Here is a 20,914-nt window from a genome sequence, read left to right on the forward strand (position 1 = left end):
GGCCGCGCACTTTCTTGATCTTTTCGGAAGGAACGCCATGGCCATGGACGCCATCTCCGTCATCCGTACCAAGCGGGACCGCGGTGAACTCAGCGACGTGCAGATCGACTGGGTCATCGACGCGTACACCCGCGGGGAGGTCGCCGACGAGCAGATGTCCGCGCTCGCGATGGCGATCCTGCTCAACGGCATGAACCGCCGGGAGATCGCCCGCTGGACGGCCGCGATGATCGCCTCCGGCGAGCGTATGGACTTCTCGTCGCTGTCCCGGCCGACGGCCGACAAGCACTCGACGGGCGGCGTCGGCGACAAGATCACGCTGCCGCTGGCGCCGCTGGTGGCGGCGTGCGGGGCGGCCGTGCCCCAGCTGTCGGGCCGAGGCCTCGGTCACACCGGCGGCACGTTGGACAAGCTGGAGTCGATCCCCGGCTGGCGGGCCCTGCTCTCGAACGAGGAGATGCTGTCCGTGCTGGACGGTGTCGGCGCGGTGATCTGCGCGGCGGGCGACGGGCTCGCCCCCGCCGACAAGAAGCTGTACGCCCTGCGCGATGTGACCGGCACGGTCGAGGCCATCCCCCTGATCGCCTCCTCGATCATGTCGAAGAAGATCGCGGAGGGTACGGGGTCGCTCGTCCTGGACGTCAAGGTCGGCACGGGCGCGTTCATGAAGACGATCGAGGACGCGCGGGAACTGGCGTCGACGATGGTGGGCCTGGGCACGGACCACGGCGTCAAGACGGTCGCGCTCCTGACGGACATGTCGACCCCGCTGGGCCTGACGGCCGGTAACGCCCTCGAGGTCCGCGAGTCGGTCGAGGTCCTGGCGGGCGGCGGCCCGTCGGACGTCGTGGAGCTGACGATCGCCCTGGCCCGCGAAATGCTCGACGCGGCGGGCATCCGCGACGCCGACCCGGCGAAGGCCCTGGCCGACGGCTCCGCGATGGACGTCTGGCGGCGCATGATCGCGGCGCAGGGCGGCGACCCGGACGCGGAACTGCCGGTGGCGCGCGAGCAGCACGTGGTGAAGGCGAACGCCTCCGGCGTCCTGACCCGCCTCGACGCCTACGACATCGGCGTCGCCGCCTGGCGCCTCGGCGCGGGGCGCGCCCGCAAGGAGGACCCGGTCCAGGCGGGCGCGGGCGTGGAACTGCACGCCAAGCCGGGGGACACGGTGACCGAGGGCCAGCCCCTGCTGACCCTGCACACGGACACGCCGGAACGCTTCGCATACGCCCTGGAGGCGGTGGAGGGTTCGTACGACGTCTCGGCGGCGGGGACGGACTTCAAAGCGTCGCCGGTGGTGCTGGAGCGCATCGCCTGACGCGCGCGTTCATGGGGGCCGGGCCTTCGGGCTCCGGTCCCTTTCGCATGCCAGGAGGGGTTCAGCCGAGCAGGGTCGCGACGACCACCAGGACCGGCACCGAGAGCACCGTCGACAGCAGGATCGAGTCGCGTGCGAGCCGCTCGCCCACCCGGTATCTCGATGCGTAGGTGAAGAGGTTCTGCGCGGCCGGGAGCGCCGACGTCACGACCACGTCGAGGAGTTGGGCGCCGTGGAGGCCGAAGGCGCCGGCCGCGAGCGCCCAGGCCGCCGCGGGCTGACCCACCGACTTCAGCGCCACCGACAGCAGGACCAACTGCCGGTCCGGGCCCCGGCCGGGCATCGTGCTGCCGCACAGCGAGATGCCGAAGGCGAGCAGCACGGCGGGGACCGACATGTTGCCGATCAGGGTCACGGGGTCCATGACGGGGGCCGGGACGCGGAGGCCGGTCGCCGAAACCGCGACGCCGGCCAGTGAGCCCAGGGCGATCGGGTTGCGCAGCGGCGTCAGGAGTCTCAGCCACAGCGGCTCCTTGCCGTCCCGGGCGGTCGACAGGTCCAGCACCGTCAACGCGACCGGCGTCAGCAGCAGGAGCTGGAACAGCAGCACCGGCGCCACCAGCGAGGCGTCGCCCAGGACGTACACCGCGATCGGGATGCCGAGGTTGCCCGAGTTGACGTAGCTGGAGCACAGCGCGCCGATCGTCGTACGCCCGAGGCCCCAGCCGCGTACGGCACCCACCGCGCTGAACACGCCCGCAGCCCCTGCCGTGCTCAGCGCGGTCACCAGCAGACGGCTGGAGAAGATCACCGACAGGTCGGCCTGCGCGAGGGTGGTGAACAGCAACGCCGGGGACGCCACGTGGAAGGCCAGCTTGGTCAGTACCTCGCGGCCGTGTTCGCCGAGGTGGCCGCGGCGGCCGAGCACATACCCCACCGCGATGACGACCGCGATCACCGCGAAGCCCGTCAGCACCCCCTGCACAGCGCCTCCTCAGCGGTGAGGAAGCCGTGTCGTATCGCCGGAGGTGAAGATTCATGGGGCATGCACCCAACCCTCCGGGGAAGGCGGGACGCAGGTCAATGTGATCCTTCGCGGGCCGCGCGCGGGTGTACGGCAGCCTTCGGTCTGGATGTACGGCACGTTGAGCGCGGCGCCCCGATGAGTTACGCCCGCCCGCCAGGTCTACCGCTCGTGGACGCCATGACACCCGCAGTACTCGTGCTGGCCGGCCCCGTCACCCGGGACGAGGTGGCAGGGCTGTGCGACGACGTGCGGGCGCTGCTGGAGGCGACGGGGACCCAGGTCGTGGTGTGCGACGTCGGCGGGCTCGGACCGCCGGGGCTCGGCACCGTCGACCTGCTGGCCCGGCTGGAACTCGCCGCCCGGCGGGCCGGAGGCCGGATCCGGCTCCGCGATCCCGACCCCGCCCTACACGCCCTCCTCGACCTGGTCGGCCTCCGCTTCGAGATGGAGGGGCAGCCCGAACAGCGGGAACCAGCGTTCGGTGTCCAGGAAGCAGTGGAACCCGGTGATCCGGCCGTCTGATATCTCCAGGACCTGCACCGCCCACGGGGTGAAGCCGCCCTTCTCCGGGTCCGGCTTGTACTGGGCGAAGCCCGGCAGGCCGTTGACCTGGACCGGCATCAGATGCGAGCCGGCGCACGGGGCGCCGAGCGTCGTCATGAAGCCGGTGATGTCCTGGACGCCGGTCAGCCACAGGTCGAACGGCGGCATCGTCATGATCGCGTCCTCATGCAGCAACGCCGTCAGGGCCGTCATGTCATAGCCCTCGAACGCCGCGACATAACGCTCCAGGAGCTTCTGCTGCTCCTCGTCCAGCGGGTCCGAGACGGTGGCATCCGCCCCCGGCTGCTCCCGCTCCGCGAGCGTCGCGCGCGCCCGCTGCAGCGCGCTGTTGACCGACGCGACCGTCGTGCCGAGCAGTTCGGCGACCTCGCTCGCCTTCCAGGCCAGGACCTCCCGCAGGATCAGCACCGCGCGCTGCTTGGGCGGGAGTTGCTGCAGGGCCGCCATGAACGCGAGCCGCACGGACTCCTTGGCGACGGCCGCCTCCGCCGGGTCGGCGGTGGTCGGGAGCACGCGGGCGTCCGGCATCGGCTCCAGCCAGGTGTTGTCCGGGCGGGGGGAGAGGGCGGCCTGGGCGAGGGGGGTGGAGTCGGTGAGGTCCATCGGCCGGGCGCGTTTGTTGCCCGCCGTGAGCATGTCCAGGCAGACGTTCGTCGCGATTCTGTAGAGCCAGGAGCGGAGGCTGGATCGGCCTTCGAACCTGTCGTAGCTGCGCCAGGCTCGGACGAGGGTGTCCTGCACCGCGTCCTCCGCCTCGAAGCTCGAGCCGAGCATGCGGTAGCAGTAGCCGGTCAGCTCGACCCGGTGTGCTTCGAGCTTGGTGTCCAGGTCTGTTGTCGTCGCCGTGCTGTCGGTCATCGATCGTCCACCCACCCCTGTGGCCGTTCCTGTGTCGTACGCCTCATTGCGTCCAGCACTTCGGAAGCTACCGCAGGCCACTGACAATGGCGTGTGGAGTGGATGAACGTGCAGGTCAGGAGAGTTCGCCCCCGCCGCCCCTACCCGTCCCGTCCTGAAGGGGCTCCGCCCCTTCGACCCCGCCAGGGGGCTCTGCCCCCTGGACCCCCGCTCCTCAAACGCCGGAGGGGCTGACTTTTAGCCTGTCCGGCGTTTGAGGACGAGGCCGTTCAGGCCGAAGCGGGGTCTGGGGGCGCAGCCCCCAGGGATGGGACGGGTAGGGGCGGCGGGGGCGAGAAACATCTGTTGCCGCGCCCGGCGTCTCAGTGCGCCGCCACCGGACCCCGCCGCGCAGCGACCCGTGCCGCTGCCACCGATCCGAACACGGTGATCGTCACGACTCCCAGAACCGCCAGGAGTCCGACCCCCACCGTCCCGGCCCAGCCGCCGGCGTGGAAGGCGACCGCTCCGGCCGTGCTGCCCGCGCTGGAGCCGACGTAGTACGCCGACTGGTATAGGGCCGAAGCCTGGGCGCGGCCCGTCGTCGCCGTCTTGCTGACCGCCGACGACGCGACCGCGTGGCCCGCGAAGAAGCCTGCCGTGATGAGGATCAGGCCGAGCAGGACCAGGGGGAGGGAGTCCGCGATGGACAGCAGGAGGCCTGTCGCCGTCGTGCCGCCGGCCAGGTACAGCGCACCCCTGCGGCCCAGGCGTCCCACCAGGCGCCCGGCCGTGGACGCCGACACCGTGCCGACCAGGTAGACCAGGAAGATGGAGCCGACGATGCCCTGCGGGAGGCTGAACGGCTCCTCGGTCAGGCGGTAGCCGATCACCGTGTACACGCCGCCGAAGATGGTCATGAACAGCGCGCCGATCGCGTACAGACGGCACAGCAGCGGGTTGGCGAGGTGGTCACGGACCGTGCGGGCCAGCACGCGGGGCCGCAGCGAGCCCGGCCTGAAGTGCTTCGGGGAGGGAAGCAGCAGCCGGAACGCCACCGCGCAGGCCACGGCGAGCGCGCCGATCACGCCCACCGCGACCCGCCAGCCCCACTCCTGCGCGACCCACCCGGTGATGACCCGGCCGCTCATCCCGCCGACGCTGTTGCCCGCGACGAACAGACCGATGGCGGTCACCAGCGCCCTGGGCCGGACCTCCTCCGCCAGATACGCCGTCGCGGAGGCCGGTAGCCCCGCCAGCGCCGCGCCCTGCAACGCCCGCAGCGCGACCAGCGCGGGCAGCGAGGGGGCGAACGGGACCAGCATCCCGACCGTCACCGCCACCACCAGCGACGCCGTCATCACCGTACGACGGCCGTAACGCTCCGACAGCGCGCTCATCGGAAGGACGAACAGCGCCAGACCGCCCGTCGCCGCCGCCACCGTCCAGCTCGCGTCACTCGCCGTCACGCCGAACTCGCCGGAGATCAGCGGGAGGAGGGCCTGGGTGGAGTACAGCAGCGCGAAGGTCGCCACGCCCGCGAGGAACAGGGCGAAGCTCATCCGGCGGTAGCCGGGGCCTCCCGGAGCCATGCGGGAGTCGGAGGAGACGGCGGAGACGGTGGGAACAACGGAGTCGGCGCCCACGGTGGTGGACGCCTCGGTACTGGCAGCAGGCATGCTTCGAAGGTAAAGAGCCCGCACTCATCCGTCCAATGCATGGAATCGGCATAATCGTTCCCATGGTGCATCAGCAGAGGTCACAGGCCCGCCTGTCACCGTCCAGTGACACAGAAGACATGACAGCCATGACGATGCTGCTCGCTCCCCGCCTCGCCTACTTCGCCGGCGTCGCGCGCACCGAGCATGTGACCCGGGCCGCCCAGGAGATGAACGTCCCGCAGTCCACCCTCTCCCGTGCCATGGTCCGCCTCGAACAGGACCTGGGCGTCGACCTGTTCGCCCGCCGCGGCCGTACGGTGTCCCTGACCCCCGCCGGCCGCACCTTCCTCACCTCCGTCGAGCGCGCCCTCGCCGAGATCGAGCGCGCCGCCGACGAGGTGCGCGCCGACGCCGATCCGGCCGCCGGCAAGGTCGCGTTCGGGTTCCTGCACACCATGGGATGGGAGACCGTCCCCGGCCTCATCAGCGCCTTCCGCGCCGACCATCCGCGGGTCAGGTTCAGCCTCGTCCAGAACTACGGCGAGGCGATGATCGAGCGGCTGCGCGCGGGAGAACTGGACCTCTGCCTCACCTCACCCGTCCCCGACGCCCCCGACCTCGTCGCCCGCCGCCTCGACGAGCAGAAACTCCGCCTCGTCGTCCCCGCCGACCACCGCCTCGCCACCCGCAAACGCATCCGCCTCGCCGAAGCCGCCGACGAAACCTTCGTCACCCTCGAACCCGGCTACGGCCTCCGCCGCATCACCGACGACCTCTGCAAAGAGGCCGGCTTCAAACCCCGCATCGCCTTCGAGGGAGAGGAGGCGGAAACCCTGCGCGGGCTAGTCGCCGCCGGGCTGGGGGTAGCCCTCCTCCCGCCCCCGGCCGTGCCACGCCCAGGCGTCGTAGAACTGACAGTCACAGCCCCAAGAGCAGCACGAGAAATCGGCGTCGCATGGCTGGACGGCCACCCGGACACACCCCCAGTGGCCGCCTTCAAGAAGTTCCTACTGTCAAAACGAGGCAATCTGCTACCGACGTAGGGGCGCGGGGAACTGCGCGACCAGCCCCGACGAAACCCGCACCAGCCCACCAACCCCAACCATCAACGGCGAAGGGACCGCCCAAAGCCGGAGGCAAGCGGCATACGCAACCCCAAAGGAGGCGGAGCCGCAAACGCATCCTCCACCGGCCGCGAAAACGCCCGCCCGAACAACGCCCCCATCACGAAGTCCTCCGCAAGAGACAGCACTTCATCACGATGCTGCTGCAAGCCATGCCGATCGGAGTGGACCTCGAACCGGCATACGTTCCGGTTGGACTTCTTCGCCCGCTCCGCGAGCCGGAACGACAACTCCGGGTCGGTGCGCTCGTCGTTCGTGCCGTGCACGATCATCACCCGCCGCCCGGCGAGCTGCTTCACCGGTTCGGGCGGCGCGGCCACGTCGTCCTCCGGCAGCCAAGGGCCCAGCGCCAGCACGGAGTTGACGGCGTCGTGACCGGCCGCGCGCAGGGCCGCCCGGCCGCCCATGTCGATGCCGGCGAGGCAGACGGGGACGTCGCCATAGCGTCGTACGACCTCGCTGGCCGCCCAGGACGCGTCGCGGGCGAGATGCGCCTCGCTGCCGTTCCAGCCGCGGTAGCGGTAGTGCACGACGTGTGTCACCAGCCCCTCGTCGCGGCCCGCGCGCGCCAGACGGCGGCCCAACGCCCGTACGGACGCGGCTGCCAGCATCGGGGAGGGGCGGCGGGCGGAGACCTCGTCGCCGCCGGGGAGCAGCAGCACCGCCCCGCCGACCGCCCTCGGCTCCGGGCCGAGCGTCCTCCCCAGCCGGGCCGTGCGCACCGGCGTCGCTTGCTGTGCCATGACAGAACAGTGTCAGAAGTGGGGGTGTACGCGACCCTGCAGCACGGTCACCGTTGCGTATCGACGGATTCGCGCGACGCGCGATCTACGCGCGTAGGAGTTAGAGTGCGAAAATGACGAGCCAGACTGCCCCGATGGGAAACACACCGAGCTCGGACCAGATCCGCCGGGCACCCAAGGTTCTGCTGCACGACCACCTCGACGGCGGGCTGCGCCCCGGCACGATCGTCGACCTCGCCCGCGCTTCGGGCTACTCCCAGCTCCCCGAGACCGACCCGGACAAGCTCGGCGTCTGGTTCCGGGAATCCGCCGACTCCGGTTCCCTGGAGCGGTACTTGGAGACGTTCTCCCACACCGTCGGCGTCATGCAGACCCGTGAGGCGCTCGTCCGGGTCGCCGCCGAGTGCGCGGAGGACCTCGCCGAGGACGGTGTCGTGTACGCGGAGGTGCGGTACGCGCCCGAGCAGCACCTCGAAGGCGGGCTCACCCTCGAAGAGGTCGTCGAGGCGGTCAACGAGGGCTTCCGGGAAGGCGAGCGGACCGCCCGTGCGAACGGCCACCGCATCCGCGTCGGCGCCCTGCTCACCGCCATGCGGCACGCCGCCCGCGCCCTGGAGATCGCCGAACTCGCCAACCGTTACCGGGACTTGGGCGTCGTCGGCTTCGACATCGCCGGCGCCGAGGCCGGCTACCCGCCCACCCGGCACCTCGACGCCTTCGAGTACCTCAAGCGCGAGAACAACCACTTCACCATCCACGCCGGCGAGGCCTTCGGTCTGCCGTCCATCTGGCAGGCCCTCCAGTGGTGCGGCGCCGACCGGCTCGGGCACGGGGTGCGGATCATCGACGACATCCAGGTGCACGCCGACGGCTCGGTGAAGCTCGGGCGGCTGGCCTCGTACGTACGGGACAAGCGCATCCCGCTGGAGCTGTGCCCCAGCTCCAATCTGCAGACCGGTGCGGCGGCCTCGTACGCCGAGCACCCGATCGGGCTGCTGCGGCGGCTGCATTTCCGGGCGACGGTGAACACCGACAATAGGCTGATGTCCCACACCAGTATGAGCCGGGAATTCGAGCACCTAGTCGAGGCATTCGGGTACACCCTTGACGACATGCAATGGTTCTCGGTCAATGCTATGAAGTCAGCATTCATTCCTTTCGATGAACGGCTGGCGATGATCAATGACGTCATCAAGCCGGGATACGCCGAGCTGAAGTCCGAATGGCTGTTCCGTGAGAACGCTTCCACCAGCGGTTCTACGGCATCCGGGGGATGATTGGGGATTGATCTTGGGCTGCTTCCGGGCGTCAGCGCACACGAAATTCTGACGGCATTCACGACCCGCCCGCATTTCGGTATTTGCGGTGGGCGGCGGGGGATGTTTACGGTTGTGAACAATCCCCGTCGGCCCTATTCAAGGACGCATTCACGATGAAGCAGTCTGCTGCCAAGACCCTCGGTGTCGCCGCGCTCGGTGCCGCCTTCGCCGCAGCCGGAACCGGTGCCGCGCACGCCGCCCCGGCCGTCGTTCCGGACACCGGGTCGGTGGTGAACACCGCCAAGATGGTCACCACGGCGCTGCCGGCGGAGGACGTCTCCAAGGCGCTGCCGGCCGGCGAGAAGGAGCGCGCCGTCGAGGGGCCGTACGTGCTCACCCCGGTCACCGGCCCCACCCTCGCCGGCTGGGCCCTGGCCCAGGGCCTCACCGCCCCGGCCTCCCTGCTGCTCGGCGGGATGCCGGTGCAGGCCGTGCCGGTCCAGGCGGTGCCGGTGGGCTGAGCGAAGCCTTCGAAGCGCGCCGATGGGGCGCACCCCAATCCAGGGGGTGCGCCCCATCGGCGTTGATACGCACGGCAGTTACCAGTACGCGAGGCACTTACCAGGACGTGCGGGCCTTGTCCTCCGAGGGCAGGAAGATCCACAGCGCGATGTAGAGCAGGAACTGCGGGCCCGGCAGCAGACAGGACAGGACGAAGATGACGCGCATCGTGGTCGCGGAGGTGCCGAAGCGCCGTGCCAGCGCAGCGCACACTCCGCCGATCATGCGGCCGTTGGTGGGGCGGGCAAGGGCGGTCATTGCGGCTCCTTCGTGAGCGTCGGTGCGAGGCCTTCTCTGTGGTGGCCTCATCTGTCTTCAACGCTACGGCGACGAAGGGGGCAAAGCGTCGCTCTACGGTGCGATCCCGACCCTGGGAATCGTCGGGGTGCGACCCTGAGCCGGCTCCTCCTGGCGGACGGTCGTACGCCGTTTGCGCTCGGTCCTGCGGCGGAGCGCAAAGCGGCCCACCGGGACCAGCGCGAGATGCGCGAGGGCCACGCCCACCGTGTTGAGCAGCAGCGAGTCGACGTCGACGACCTGGCCGGGCACGCCGGTCTGCAGGAGTTCGATGCCGAGCGAGATCAGGGCGCCCGCGGTGATCGTACGGACCAGGGAGCCGAGCGGGGAGGCGAGGAGTCTGCCGTGGGCCAGCGGGAGCAGCACGCCCAGCGGCGCGAGGAGCGCGAGCCCTTCGCCGATGCGCCGGGCCGCCTCCGGCCAGCCCAGTGCCAGATCGGCGCGGATGCCGGCGAACGGACGCAGATTGGCGGGCATCACCCAGGGGACGTCCAGCGGACGCAGCGTGAGCCAGGCGACGAGCGCGAGGTGTGCGGCGAGGAGGACACCCCCTGCCACACGGATGCGAATCGCGGCGCCGCCGCCGATGGAGCCTTCACGCTGCACGCCCCCCTAGACGCGGCCCTCGGCACGATCGGTTCCGCAAAGTCGACACACAGAGGTATGAGGCATGCGCCACAGGGCTCGAACCGAGGTCAGCCGCCCGTGACCCCCGTCGACGGCGGCGCCTGCGTCCCCGGCCTGGAGCGGACCTCGTCGGTGCACTCGTAGCGCTGTACGGGCTCGGTGTCCGGGCCGCCGAGGATGACCGAGCCGTCGCCCTCGGCCGCGGCCGAGTCGGAGAGGGTGCAGACGACCTGGGCGAGGGCGTAGGAGGTGAGGTCCTCGGGCGGGCTGCTCAGCCGCAGCGCGTCCTCGGGGTCGCCGGGGCGGGGGCCGCCGACGGTCATGCCGCCGCGTACGTCCGTGGTGTACCCGGCCTCCTTCTCGGCCGCCGACGGCGTCTGGGCCAGCTCGTCGAGGAGCTCCTGCGCCACCAGCACCCGCCGCTCGGAGTCCACGGCACCGTCGGGCACCCGTACGGTCCGGTCGACGGCCACCAGCGACGAGCGGCACAGCAGGAAGACCTGGACCGGCAGCCCGCGCGAGGCCTGCGGTGAGGCGTCCTGCTCGGTCTGCGCGCACTGCACGCGCGACGGCGCGGGCCCGAAGTCCGTCGGCACCTCGGTGGCCCGGATCCCGCACCCGGCCAGCAGCAGGGCGAGCACGGGAACGGCTGCCCATCGGCGTACGGTCATCAGGCCTCCCCCTCCGCGCGCTTGCCGTTCTTCTTCTCGTCGGTCTCCTGCGCCGTCAGCTCCGACGCGTCCCGCGGCAGCGACAGCGTGAACACCGCACCGCCCTCGGGGGAGTTGGCGGCGGTGATCTCGCCGCCGTGGATGTGCGCGCTTTCCATGGCGATGGACAGGCCGAGCCCGCTGCCCTCGGAGCGCGGCCGGGAGGCGCTCGCCTTGTAGAAGCGGTCGAAGACGTGCGGCAGGACGTCCTCGGGGATGCCGGGCCCGTGGTCGCGCACCTCGATGATGACGTCCTCGACCGCCTCACGCACCGACACCCGCACCGGCGACCCGCCGTGCTTGAGCGCGTTGCCGATCAGGTTCGCCATGATCACGTCCAGGCGGCGCGGATCGAGCCGGGCGTGGATGCCGCGCTCGGCGTTCAGCTCCACCGCGTCCAGCCAGGCCCGCGCGTCGATGCAGGCGGTGATCTGGTCGGCGATGTCGACGTCGTCCAGGACGAGCCGCGCGGTGCCCGCGTCGAAGCGGGTGACCTCCATCAGATTCTCGACCAGGTCGTTCAGCCGCCGCGTCTCGCTGACGACGAGCCGTACGGCGGGCTCGATCATCGGGTCCATCGACCCGGACTCCGCCTCCAGCTCCTCCTCCAGGATCTCCGTCACGGCGGTGATCGCGGTGAGCGGCGTACGGAGTTCATGGCTCATGTCCGCGACGAACCGCCGGGACGAATCCTCCCGCGCGGCCATCTCGGCGACCCGCTTCTCCAGCGCCTCGGCCGCGTCGTTGAACGTCCTTGACAGATCGGCCAGTTCATCGGTCCCGGACACCCTCAGCCGGGTGTCCAGCTTGCCCTCGCCGAGCCGCCGGGCGGCGACCCCGAGCCGGTGCACGGGCTTGAGTACGGTCGTGGCGGCGGCCTGCGCGAGCAGCGCGGAGCCGATCAGCGCCAGGCCCGTGGCGATCCCCAGCGACCAGGCGAGAGAGTTGAGGTCCTTCGCCTCCGGCTCCAGCGACTTGAGCATGTAGCCGGTCGGCCCGCCGCCGATCACCTTCGTGCCGGCCACCAGATAAGGGGTGCCGTCCTCGACGGTGCGCTGCCAGTACAGGTGGTACGCGTACTTGTTGTTCGCGTTGACCTCCTGTTCCTTGTTCACCGCCGTACGCAGCGACTTGGGCACGTCCTGGAGCGCGAAGCCGTCCAGGGCGCCGGAGTTGCCGTACACGGTCCGGCCGCTGTCGTCCTGGGCGACGAGCAGCACGCTGAAGCGCTGGCTGCTGTTCGCCATCTGGCCCGCGGTGTGCTGCAGTTCGTCCTGAGTGGGGTGCTCGGGCAGGGCGCCCGCGCGGTTCTGCATCTCCTGCTGGAAGTCGGCCAGCACGGCGTCCTGAGTGCGGGTGAGCACGGCCTCGCGGTTGAGCCAGTACGCGATCGCGGACGCGGACACCGCTGCGGTCAACGCGACCAGACCGAAGACGACGACCAGCCGGAGCCGCAGACTGGTGAAGCGAAGCCGGGCCACCTGTCGTGCGCGTGCCGCGGCCCAGCCGCGGAAGCCCCCGTGCGCTGGTGTCACTGAGGACTGTCCAGCCGGTAGCCGACGCCGCGCACCGTCCGGATCAGCGTCGGGGACGACGGCACGTCCTCCACCTTCGCCCGCAGCCGCTGCACACAGGCGTCCACCAGACGTGAGTCACCGAGGTAGTCGTGCTCCCACACCAGCCGCAGCAGCTGCTGCCGGGAGAGCGCCTGACCGGGCCGTCGGCTCAGCTCAAGGAGCAGCCGCAGCTCGGTCGGCGTGAGCTGAAGATCCTCGCCGTTCTTCGTCACGGTCATCGCCGCCCGGTCGATCACCAGGCTGCCGAAGGTCGCCGCATCGTTGGCCTCCCGCTCGCCGCGCCGCAGCACGGCCCGGATCCGGGCGTCGAGCACCCGTCCCTGCACGGGTTTGACGACATAGTCATCGGCACCGGACTCGAGACCGACGACCACATCGATGTCGTCGCTCCGCGCGGTCAGCAGGATGATCGGCAGCTGGTCCGTGCGCCGGATGCGCCGGCACACCTCGAAACCGTCGATGCCGGGCAGCATCACGTCCAGCACGATCAGGTCCGGCCGCTGCTCGCGCAAGAGCTTCAGACCGTCCTCACCGGTGGCAGCGGTGGCAACCCGATGTCCCTGGCGCGTCAGTGACAGCTCCAGGGCCGTACGGATGGCGTCGTCGTCCTCGATCAGCAACAGGGAAGGCACGGGCTCATTCTGGCCCATGCGGGGCTGGGGTTTCGACACTTGTACGGCTCCGTGCACGTAGCGCTGTTTTCCGTGATCGGACTGTGAGGTACCTGTCACAGACCCCTGTGACAGGTCTGTGACAGTCGACGGACACGGCCATGAAGTCGGCTCGGCAAGCTTTTGGGCACAGGCAAGGAAGCGAGGCCGGAGACAAGGCCGAGCGAGACCGAACACCGGGAAGTCCACGACGGGGGGCGCGAGATGAACACGCTGCACAGCACGAGCGCAAGCGCAGTTGTCACGCGTCTGCACGACGTGAACGGGGGCCGGGGTTCCGAGAAGTCCGGTGCCGTGAGCGGGCGGGGGTGCGCTCGCGGCACCGGGCGTCAGCACACCGCGTACATGACGGTGGTTGACGGTCTCACGGGGGAGCCCGCGGCGGTAGCCGCTATGGGTACGGTCGGGGGAACCGCGTACGGGGAGGACTCGGGGGAGCGTCGGCGCTCGCTGTCGGAGGCGGAGTTCACCGCCTACGTCCAAGAGCGCCGCACCTCCCTGTACGCAACCGCCTACCACCTCACCGGCGACCGCTTCGAGGCCGAGGACCTGCTGCAGAGCGCGCTGTTCTCGACGTACCGGGCGTGGGACCGGATCAGTGACAAGGCGGCCGTCGGGGGATACCTGCGGCGGACGATGACCAACCTGCACATCAGCGCCTGGCGGCGCCGCAAGCTGAACGAATACCCGACCGAGGAACTGCCGGAGACGCCCGGCGACACGGACGCGATGCGCGGCACCGAACTGCGCGCGGTCCTGTGGCAGGCGCTGGCCCGGCTGCCCGAACTCCAGCGGACGATGCTGGTCCTCCGTTACTACGAGGGCCGCACCGACCCGGAGATCGCGGAGATCCTCGACATCAGTGTCGGCACGGTGAAGTCCAGCATCTGGCGCTCCCTGCGCCGGCTGCGCGAGGACGAGGTCCTCAGCTTCGGCCGTGACGAGGAGGAGTCCTTCGGGGAGCTTGTCGCCTGAAGGTCTGGGGGGGACGTAAGTAACGGGGGAGCACGGGGGAAGTACGGGGGAGCGGTTCCGGGGGGAACCAACGGGGTCACGGGGGACCACGGGGATCACGGGGGAGCACAAAAGGAGCGGGACTGGAGGGCCGGGGGGTCCGTCCGGTCCCGCTTTCGTGTGTGCGGTACGACGCCCAGGGCTCGCCTAGACCGCCGTACGCGCCGTCGCGCACCGCCCGGCCGCCGCGTCCGCCAGCCGCCCCATCGCCTCGTCGCGGGCGCAGGCGTGTGCGCCCAGCGCGGTCTGCCGGGCGACGATGGACCGCTCGGCGCGCATCAGCCGCCAGCCCCGCCGCAGCAGGAACGGTACGGATTTGCGCCCTTCCTTCAGGTCCCGCAGGAAACGGCCGAGGAAGGTGCGCACCGGTCCGCGGCTCAGGCACAGCGCGTCGGCCAGGACGCCCAGCTCACGGCAGCGGGTGACGATCTCGGCGGCGAAGATGCCCTCAGCGATGAACAGCGGGGTGCGGCCGATGTCGACGGTCTCCGCGCCGGTGCGGGCGCTGCGGGAGATGTCGTAGATCGGGACGTCCGTACGACCCGTGCGGCACAGCTCCGCGATGGCGGCGACGGCGGTGTCCGCGTCCCATGAGTCGGGGTGGTCCCAGTCGATGTCGGAGCTCCCGAGGACCTGCGGCAGCGTCGGGTCGTCGCCCTCCTTGTAGAAGTCGTCGAGCCGCAGCACCGGAAGACCAGAGCGGGCGGCGAGCGTGGACTTGCCGGAGCCGGAGGGGCCGCAGAGCAGCACGACTCGCGTCGGTATGGCCGGTTGGGAACTCACGGGACACCAGTGTGGCATTCACTTGCTGTTCATCGAAGCCGTGGGCCGGCTTTGAAGTGCGCATCACAGAGAGCCGCGCCTCCCCTGGACGGAGGGGAAGCGCGGCTCTCCGGTCTCGGCGGCTCCAGTACCTCTGGTACCTCTAGTGCCTCTAGTACGACGAGCCGGACGCGCCCAGCGAGCCCGTCGGGTGCCAGACCGTCTTCGTCTCCAGGAATGCCGTCAGGCGCTCGGTGCCCGGGGTCTCGGTGTAATCCACAGGCTGTGGACGCAGGACGCGCTTGAGGTTGTCGGCCGCCGCGATCTCCAGTTCCTTCGCCAGGCCATCGTCGGTGCCGGCGCCCGCGAGGTCGATCGCGTTGACGTCCTGGTGCGCGGCGAGGGGCGCCGCGATCTCCGCCGTACGGCCGGAGAGGACGTTGACGACACCGCCGGGCAGGTCGGAGGTGGCCAGCACTTCGCCCAGCGACAGGGCGGGCAGCGGGGACTTCTCGCTCGCCACCACGATCGCCGTGTTGCCGGTCGCGATCACCGGGGCGACGACCGAGACCAGGCCCAGGAAGGACGACTCCTGGGGGGCGAGGACAGCGACGACGCCCGTGGGCTCGGGCGAGGAGAGGTTGAAGAACGGGCCCGCGACCGGGTTGCCGCCGCCGACCACCTGGGCGATCTTGTCGGTCCAGCCCGCGTACCAGACCCAGCGGTCGATCGTGGCGTCCACGATCCCCGCCGCCTTGGACTTGGAGAGCCCTTCGGCGTCGGCCACCTCACGCGTGAACTGATCGCGGCGACCCTCCAGCATCTCCGCGACGCGGTAGAGGATCTGGCCGCGGTTGTACGCGGTCGCGCCGGACCAGCCGCCGAAGGCCTTGCGGGCGGCGACCACCGCGTCCCGGGCGTCCTTGCGGGAGGAGAGCGGCGCGTTGGCCAGCCACTTGCCCTTGGAGTCCGTCACCTCGTACACCCGGCCGCTCTCGGAACGCGGGAACTTCCCGCCGACGTACAGCTTGTAGGTCTTGAAGACGCTCAAACGGTCAGACATCGAGGTACGCCTCCAGGCCGTGGCGGCCGCCCTCGCGGCCGAAGCCCGACTCCTTGTAGCCGCCGAAGGGCGAGGTCGGGTCGAACTTGTTGAACGTGTTGGACCAGATCACGCCCGCGCGCAGCTTGTTCGCCACCGCCAGGATCCGTGAACCCTTCTCGGTCCAGATGCCCGCCGACAGCCCGTACGGCGTGTTGTTCGCCTTGGCGACCGCCTCGTCCGGGGTGCGGAAGGTGAGGACGGACAGCACCGGGCCGAAGATCTCGTCGCGGGCGACGGTGTGGGCCTGGGTGACGTTCATGAAGAGCGTCGGGGCGAACCAGTAGCCGGAGGAGGGGATGTCGCACGGCGCGGACCAGCGCTCGGCGCCCTCCGCCTCGCCCTGCTCGACCAGGGACGTGATGCGCGAGAGCTGCTCGGCCGAGTTGATCGCGCCGATGTCCGTGTTCTTGTCCAGCGGGTCACCGAGGCGGAGCGTCGACAGACGGCGCTTCAGGGACTCCAGCAACTCGTCCTGGATCGACTCCTGGACCAGCAGCCTTGATCCCGCGCAGCACACCTGGCCCTGGTTGAAGAAGATCCCGTTGACGATCCCCTCCACCGCCTGGTCGATCGGGGCGTCGTCGAAGACGATGTTCGCGCCCTTGCCGCCGAGTTCGAGGGTGAGCTTCTTCTTCGAGCCGGCGACCGTGCGGGCGATCTCCTTGCCGACGGCGGTGGAGCCGGTGAAGGCCACCTTGTTCACGTCCGGGTGGGCCACCAGGGACGCGCCCGTGTCGCCGTATCCCGGAAGGATGTTGACGACGCCCTTGGGCAGACCGGCCTGGCGGCAGATGTCTGCGAAGAACAGAGCGGAGAGCGGGGTCGTCTCGGCGGGCTTCAGCACCACCGTGTTGCCCGTCGCCAGCGCCGGGGCGATCTTCCACGCCAGCATCAGCAGCGGGAAGTTCCAGGGGATGACCTGGCCGGCGACGCCCAGCGGCCGGGGGGCGGCACCGAAGCCGGCGTGCTCCAGCTTGTCCGCCCAGCCCGCGTAGTAGAAGAAGTGCGCCGCTACGAGGGGAAGGTCGGCGTCCCTCGTCTCCTTGATGGGCTTGCCGTTGTCCAGCGTTTCCAGGACGGCGAGCTCGCGGGCGCGCTCCTGGATGATGCGGGCGATGCGGAAGAGGTACTTGGCGCGCTCGGAGCCGGGCAGCGCCGACCACTTCTCGAAGGCCTTGCGGGCGGCCTTCACCGCGCGGTCCACGTCCTCGGCGCCGGCCTGGGCGACCTCGGAGAGGACCTCTTCGGTGGACGGCGAGACCGTCTTGAAGACCTTGCCGTCGGCCGCTTCCACGAACTCGCCGTCGATGAACAGGCCGTAGGACGGGGCGATGTCGACGATCGAGCGGGACTCGGGTGCGGGTGCGTACTCAAAAGCCATGATGGATCAGTCCACCGTCACGTAGTCGGGACCGGAGTAGCGGCCGGTGGCCAGCTTCTGACGCTGCATCAGCAAGTCGTTCAGAAGCGAGGACGCGCCGAAGCGGAACCAGTGGTTGTCCAGCCAGTCCTCCCCGGCGGTCTCGTTGACCAGGACGAGAAACTTGATCGCGTCCTTGGACGTACGGATGCCGCCGGCGGGCTTCACACCCACCTGCACGCCGGTCTGGGCACGGAAGTCGCGCACGGCCTCCAGCATGAGGAGCGTGTTCGCGGGAGTGGCGTTGACGGCGACCTTGCCGGTCGAGGTCTTGATGAAGTCGGCGCCCGCCAGCATGCCGAGCCAGCTGGCGCGCCGGATGTTGTCGTACGTCGACAGCTCGCCGGTCTCGAAGATGACCTTCAGGCGGGCGCTCGCCCCGCAGGCCTCCTTCACGGCGACGATCTCGTCGTACACCTTCATGTAGTTGCCCGCGAGGAAGGCCCCGCGGTCGATGACCATGTCGATCTCGTCGGCGCCCGCGGCGACGGCTTCCCGCACGTCGGCCAGCTTGACGGCGATCGGCGCGCGGCCCGCCGGGAAGGCGGTGGCGACCGAGGCGACCTTGACCGTGGAGCCGGCGACGGCCTCCTTCGCGGCGGGCACCATGTCGGGGTAGACACAGACCGCGGCCGTGGCGGGGGCCGTACGGTCGGTCGGGTCGGGGCGGACCGCCTTGGCGCCGAGCGCCCGGACCTTGCCCGGGGTGTCCGCGCCTTCCAGCGTCGTCAGGTCGACCATCGAGATGGCGAGGTCGATGGCGTACGCCTTCGCGGTCGTCTTGATGGAACGGGTACCGAGCGAGGCGGCACGCGCCTCCAGGCCGACCGCGTCGACGCCGGGCAGCCCATGGAGGAACCGACGCAGCGTGCTCTCGGAGGCCGCCACGTCCGTGAGGGTGTGTGCAGTGGTGGGCATGGTCACCAGACGAGCATATCTACGCGCGTAGCGGCTGTACACCCCGAAGAACGGTTCCTTCTAGGAGAGGGGGAGGTGTCCGACGTGAAGGGGCGCGGGGAACTGCGCGACCAGCCACAACGGGCCCGCACCCGCGCACGGCCAGACCCCTCACGGCGAAGGGGCGCCCCCGCCGAGCCGCCGCAGGCATGCGGCAGAATCAACGGCATGACCACCCCGGACCCCGAGAACAAGGACCGCGTCTTCCGATCCTCCGGCGGCATCGCAGGCGGCGTCCTCCTGCTGGGCCTCGTCGCCTGGCTCGGCATCGACGCCCTGTTCCAGGGCAACGGCCGCACCCCCTGGCTGGCCCTCGCCGCGATGATCCTCGTCGTCCCGCTGATCGTCGCCTTCACCGTCCGCCCCGCCGTGTACGCGAACGAGGACCGCCTCCGCATCCGCAACCCCTTCCGCGTGATCGTGCTGCCGTGGGGGCAGGTCGCCTCGTTGCGCTCTGGCTACTCGAACGAGGTCGTCGACCGGTCCGGCAAGAAGTTCCAGCTCTGGGCCATCCCGGTGTCGCTGCGCGCCCGCAAGAAGGCGGCCCGGCGCGAGGCACGCGCGATGGCGAGCGGCGAGGACACCACGCGTGGCCTCGTGCAGGGCGGTCTCCGCAACGTGCCGGACGGTCCGACCCGGGCGGCGAGCGACCAGGCCATGGACGATCTGCGGGAACTGCAGGAGGGCCGGGGGACGGCGGAGACCGCGCAGGGCGAGGGCGTGGTCGTGCGCTGGGCGTACGAGATCGTGGGCCCCGCGGCGGCGGGCGCGGTGCTGCTGGCGATTCTGCTGGCGGTGGCCTGACGGGCGATCGCACGCCGACCGGATGATCGATGCCGGGCCGCCCGTGTGGGCCGCCCGGCACCGCTTTCTCAGGGGTCAGCGCACGTCCACGAAGTCGCCCTCGGACACCGCGGCCGCGGTCGCGTCCGTGCCGGCGTAGGACCAGCGGTAGTCGCCGTCGGAGTACGCGCGGACGGTGGTGGAGAGGGTGCCGTCGGCGGCGGTCTTGACGGTCTTGACGGTGCTGTAGGTGGCGCAGCCCTTCTGGCGGAACTGCAGCGTCACGGGCCGGCCGGCCTCGGCGGCGACGTTCGTGCCGTTCGCCCAGCCTGCGTTCTGCATGCCGCCCTTGACGGTGAGGACCTTGCCCCACTTCACCGGCTCAGGGGTGGCGTCGACGGTCAGCCGGGTCTCGCGCTGCAGGGAGAAGGTGGCCGCGCTGTCCAGGAACTCGGCGTCGCCGTCGGCGGCGATCGCGAAGGCGCTCACGCTCCAGGAGCCGGCCAGCGCGTCGTTGGCCGGGGCGGTGCCGGGGGCCAGGTCGAAGGTCAGCGTGCAGGTGCTGGTCGCAGCGGTCGTCGGCCCGCAGGCCCCCGTCGAGGCCACGGTGGCGTCCTGGGCGGCGTACGAGCCGTGGTAGAGCGTGGCGTTGATCGCGTCGAGGCCGGTCGGGTCGGTCGCCGTGACCTCGACGGTGACGGTTCTCGCGCTCGTGCCGACGACAACGGGGTCACCGCTGTTGACGACGACGCTGGTGATGTCGGTGTCGCCGAACTGCTCGTCCGCCTGGGCGGCCGGCACGGCGAGTGCGGACAGGGCTATGACGCCGCACGCGGCGACGGCAGCAGAGTAAATGCGCATCCGAATTCCCCAAGTTTGAATGCCACGACCCGCCAATCCCCGTTCGGCGGGCCCGAATTGACGTGGGCAGCGTACTCACGCTGTGGAGATTTCGGAACGTTTTTGGCGGTCGAGTGAAGAGGATTGCCGATTTTTCGGGAAAGGGAGTGCGGCCGAATATCGGGTGCGCCGATTCCATGGAAAGCCGAAGGGAAAACTCAACCGGAATTTCAGCGGACCTGGCGACCACCTACGCGTACCGCGGGCCCGGCGGCCCGCCCCGGGACGGCCGCCGGAGGCCCTCGTTCCGCTCTCGCGCCCGCTGTAGGACTGCTGTGTGAACGAGGGGCAACTTTCGCATGAAGCATGCCGGGGGCAACTAAGGCAGGGCGAACGTTGTCACTCGTGTCTCACTACCCTGCGGGTGCCGCATGAACGGCGAACCATCGTCGGCACATGCGGCCTTCCGGAAGACGGGATCCGCAGGGGTGGGGATGGATGGCGGCAAGACAGGGGGGCGCGGCCGTACCCGGCACGCGCTGCCAAATAGACATATCCGCAGACGGCAGTTACCTGTGGCGACTCACCGCCACGAACGGGCGGGTGGTCGCCGTAGCGGCCCTGACGTACCGCAGCTACGCCGAGTGCAGAGCGGCGTTCGAGGAAATGTGCGCGGCGGTCGAGGGTTTACCGGGGGGCGTGCACCACACCTCCGAGGGAAACGGCTGGGTCTGGCGACTTCGTGAACCCGCCGGCGGTGCGTTAGCGGTGTCGTCGCGTTCCTATGAGCGGCACTCGACGTGCCAGGCCGCATATGAGCGGTTCCGGGCGCTGCTGGGCGATCTCGGTTCGGGGGGCGTGATCGCGTGGGACGACATGGACTGAGCCTGCCGAGCCAGGGGCTCGGCGTTTCACGGGAGGGGCCGGGGCCCGCCGAGAAGGCGGGCCCCCGCCCCATTTGTGGGGCCGTGTTTTTGTACATCCTCGCCCCCGTGCCCTAAAAACCCGATGTTTGCGAAAGGGGTGGGTACGTTGACGGCCCGGTTCGCAAAAA

22 protein-coding genes are annotated in these 20,914 nt (G+C 70.2%); 8 read left to right on the forward strand and 14 right to left on the reverse strand.

Annotation, left to right across the window (positions count from 1 at the left end):
- Positions 1 to 37: 37 nt before the first annotated feature.
- Complete coding sequence (locus tag AB0I98_RS07060; protein ID WP_362936385.1) at positions 38 to 1,321, forward strand: thymidine phosphorylase; 1,284 nt, start codon at positions 38 to 40, stop codon at positions 1,319 to 1,321.
- 61 nt (positions 1,322 to 1,382) lie between these two features.
- Here AB0I98_RS07060 and AB0I98_RS07065 read toward each other — a convergent pair whose 3' ends face one another.
- Positions 1,383 to 2,306 (reverse strand): AEC family transporter, encoded by a 924-nt coding sequence (locus tag AB0I98_RS07065; protein ID WP_362936388.1) that lies wholly within the window; start codon positions 2,304 to 2,306, stop codon positions 1,383 to 1,385.
- 177 nt (positions 2,307 to 2,483) lie between these two features.
- Here AB0I98_RS07065 and AB0I98_RS07070 point away from each other — a divergent pair, with 177 nt between their 5' ends.
- The gene (locus AB0I98_RS07070) at positions 2,484 to 2,870 is read left to right on the forward strand and encodes an STAS domain-containing protein (RefSeq protein ID WP_362936391.1); all 387 of its coding nucleotides are present in this window, start codon (positions 2,484 to 2,486) and stop codon (positions 2,868 to 2,870) included.
- Here AB0I98_RS07070 and AB0I98_RS07075 read toward each other — a convergent pair.
- Together AB0I98_RS07075 and AB0I98_RS07080 are read right to left on the reverse strand one after the other, a co-directional pair.
- The gene (locus tag AB0I98_RS07075) at positions 2,754 to 3,770 is read right to left on the reverse strand and encodes a sigma-70 family RNA polymerase sigma factor (RefSeq protein WP_362936394.1); all 1,017 of its coding nucleotides are present in this window, start codon (positions 3,768 to 3,770) and stop codon (positions 2,754 to 2,756) included. The two genes, AB0I98_RS07070 and AB0I98_RS07075, sit on opposite strands and share 117 nt — an antisense overlap.
- Positions 3,771 to 4,132: 362 nt before the next feature.
- Complete coding sequence (locus AB0I98_RS07080) at positions 4,133 to 5,428, reverse strand: MFS transporter (protein ID WP_362936396.1); 1,296 nt, start codon at positions 5,426 to 5,428, stop codon at positions 4,133 to 4,135.
- 62 nt (positions 5,429 to 5,490) lie between these two features.
- On the opposite strand from AB0I98_RS07080, the gene AB0I98_RS07085 reads away from it, so the two are divergent.
- Positions 5,491 to 6,453, forward strand: coding sequence for a LysR family transcriptional regulator (locus tag AB0I98_RS07085; RefSeq protein WP_301983519.1), 963 nt, complete (start codon positions 5,491 to 5,493; stop codon positions 6,451 to 6,453).
- Positions 6,454 to 6,515: 62 nt separating this feature from the next.
- On the opposite strand, the gene AB0I98_RS07090 is transcribed toward AB0I98_RS07085, so the two are convergent.
- Positions 6,516 to 7,277 carry an alpha/beta hydrolase gene (locus AB0I98_RS07090; RefSeq protein WP_362936399.1) on the reverse strand — a complete coding sequence of 254 codons (762 nt, stop codon included), beginning with the start codon at positions 7,275 to 7,277 and terminating at the stop codon, positions 6,516 to 6,518.
- Positions 7,278 to 7,390: 113 nt separating this feature from the next.
- Between AB0I98_RS07090 and AB0I98_RS07095 the strand changes: the two genes are divergently transcribed.
- On the forward strand, positions 7,391 to 8,554 hold the full coding sequence (locus AB0I98_RS07095; protein ID WP_362936402.1) for an adenosine deaminase: 1,164 nt from the start codon (positions 7,391 to 7,393) through the stop codon (positions 8,552 to 8,554).
- Between the two features lie 155 nt (positions 8,555 to 8,709).
- A complete protein-coding gene (locus AB0I98_RS07100) occupies positions 8,710 to 9,057 on the forward strand; it encodes an ATP-binding protein (RefSeq protein WP_362936405.1) in 348 nt (115 codons plus the stop codon).
- A gap of 97 nt (positions 9,058 to 9,154) precedes the next feature.
- Here AB0I98_RS07100 and AB0I98_RS07105 read toward each other — a convergent pair whose 3' ends face one another.
- The 5 genes from AB0I98_RS07105 to afsQ1 all read right to left on the reverse strand — a co-directional run bounded on the left by AB0I98_RS07105 (position 9,155) and on the right by afsQ1 (position 12,940).
- Positions 9,155 to 9,355: a PspC domain-containing protein gene (locus AB0I98_RS07105; RefSeq protein ID WP_362936407.1), complete on the reverse strand. Its 201-nt coding sequence runs from the start codon at positions 9,353 to 9,355 to the stop codon at positions 9,155 to 9,157.
- 93 nt (positions 9,356 to 9,448) lie between these two features.
- Positions 9,449 to 10,000, reverse strand: coding sequence for a VanZ family protein (locus tag AB0I98_RS07110; RefSeq protein ID WP_362936410.1), 552 nt, complete (start codon positions 9,998 to 10,000; stop codon positions 9,449 to 9,451).
- 89 nt (positions 10,001 to 10,089) lie between these two features.
- Complete coding sequence (locus tag AB0I98_RS07115; protein WP_362936413.1) at positions 10,090 to 10,692, reverse strand: hypothetical protein; 603 nt, start codon at positions 10,690 to 10,692, stop codon at positions 10,090 to 10,092.
- Positions 10,692 to 12,266 (reverse strand): HAMP domain-containing sensor histidine kinase, encoded by a 1,575-nt coding sequence (locus tag AB0I98_RS07120; RefSeq protein WP_362936416.1) that lies wholly within the window; start codon positions 12,264 to 12,266, stop codon positions 10,692 to 10,694. The genes AB0I98_RS07115 and AB0I98_RS07120 overlap by 1 nt, the downstream gene beginning before the upstream one ends.
- A complete protein-coding gene (gene afsQ1 / locus AB0I98_RS07125) occupies positions 12,263 to 12,940 on the reverse strand; it encodes a two-component system response regulator AfsQ1 (protein ID WP_055611283.1) in 678 nt (225 codons plus the stop codon). The genes AB0I98_RS07120 and afsQ1 overlap by 4 nt, the downstream gene beginning before the upstream one ends.
- A gap of 243 nt (positions 12,941 to 13,183) precedes the next feature.
- Here afsQ1 and AB0I98_RS07130 point away from each other — a divergent pair, with 243 nt between their 5' ends.
- Positions 13,184 to 13,954 (forward strand): SigE family RNA polymerase sigma factor, encoded by a 771-nt coding sequence (locus tag AB0I98_RS07130; RefSeq protein WP_362936419.1) that lies wholly within the window; start codon positions 13,184 to 13,186, stop codon positions 13,952 to 13,954.
- 186 nt (positions 13,955 to 14,140) lie between these two features.
- Here the strand turns inward: AB0I98_RS07130 and AB0I98_RS07135 are convergent, their stop codons facing one another.
- The 4 genes from AB0I98_RS07135 to deoC all read right to left on the reverse strand — a co-directional run bounded on the left by AB0I98_RS07135 (position 14,141) and on the right by deoC (position 18,198).
- Positions 14,141 to 14,776, reverse strand: coding sequence for a uridine kinase (locus AB0I98_RS07135; protein WP_362936422.1), 636 nt, complete (start codon positions 14,774 to 14,776; stop codon positions 14,141 to 14,143).
- 151 nt (positions 14,777 to 14,927) lie between these two features.
- Complete coding sequence (locus AB0I98_RS07140) at positions 14,928 to 15,818, reverse strand: aldehyde dehydrogenase family protein (protein WP_362936425.1); 891 nt, start codon at positions 15,816 to 15,818, stop codon at positions 14,928 to 14,930.
- Positions 15,811 to 17,241, reverse strand: a complete 1,431-nt coding sequence (locus tag AB0I98_RS07145) for an aldehyde dehydrogenase family protein (RefSeq protein ID WP_362936428.1) — start codon at positions 17,239 to 17,241, stop codon at positions 15,811 to 15,813. The genes AB0I98_RS07140 and AB0I98_RS07145 overlap by 8 nt, the downstream gene beginning before the upstream one ends.
- Before the next feature lie 6 nt (positions 17,242 to 17,247).
- Positions 17,248 to 18,198: a deoxyribose-phosphate aldolase gene (gene deoC, locus AB0I98_RS07150; protein ID WP_362936500.1), complete on the reverse strand. Its 951-nt coding sequence runs from the start codon at positions 18,196 to 18,198 to the stop codon at positions 17,248 to 17,250.
- 207 nt (positions 18,199 to 18,405) lie between these two features.
- Here deoC and AB0I98_RS07155 point away from each other — a divergent pair, with 207 nt between their 5' ends.
- On the forward strand, positions 18,406 to 19,041 hold the full coding sequence (locus AB0I98_RS07155; protein ID WP_362936431.1) for a PH domain-containing protein: 636 nt from the start codon (positions 18,406 to 18,408) through the stop codon (positions 19,039 to 19,041).
- Between the two features lie 75 nt (positions 19,042 to 19,116).
- Here the strand turns inward: AB0I98_RS07155 and AB0I98_RS07160 are convergent, their stop codons facing one another.
- Positions 19,117 to 19,881 carry a calcium-binding protein gene (locus AB0I98_RS07160; protein WP_362936434.1) on the reverse strand — a complete coding sequence of 255 codons (765 nt, stop codon included), beginning with the start codon at positions 19,879 to 19,881 and terminating at the stop codon, positions 19,117 to 19,119.
- 477 nt (positions 19,882 to 20,358) lie between these two features.
- Here AB0I98_RS07160 and AB0I98_RS07165 point away from each other — a divergent pair, with 477 nt between their 5' ends.
- Positions 20,359 to 20,745 carry a DUF1508 domain-containing protein gene (locus AB0I98_RS07165; protein ID WP_362936437.1) on the forward strand — a complete coding sequence of 129 codons (387 nt, stop codon included), beginning with the start codon at positions 20,359 to 20,361 and terminating at the stop codon, positions 20,743 to 20,745.
- Positions 20,746 to 20,914: the final 169 nt, after the last annotated feature.

This window comes from Streptomyces sp. NPDC050211 (assembly GCF_040656035.1).
In the GTDB taxonomy this organism is placed as follows: Bacteria; Actinomycetota; Actinomycetes; order Streptomycetales; family Streptomycetaceae; genus Streptomyces.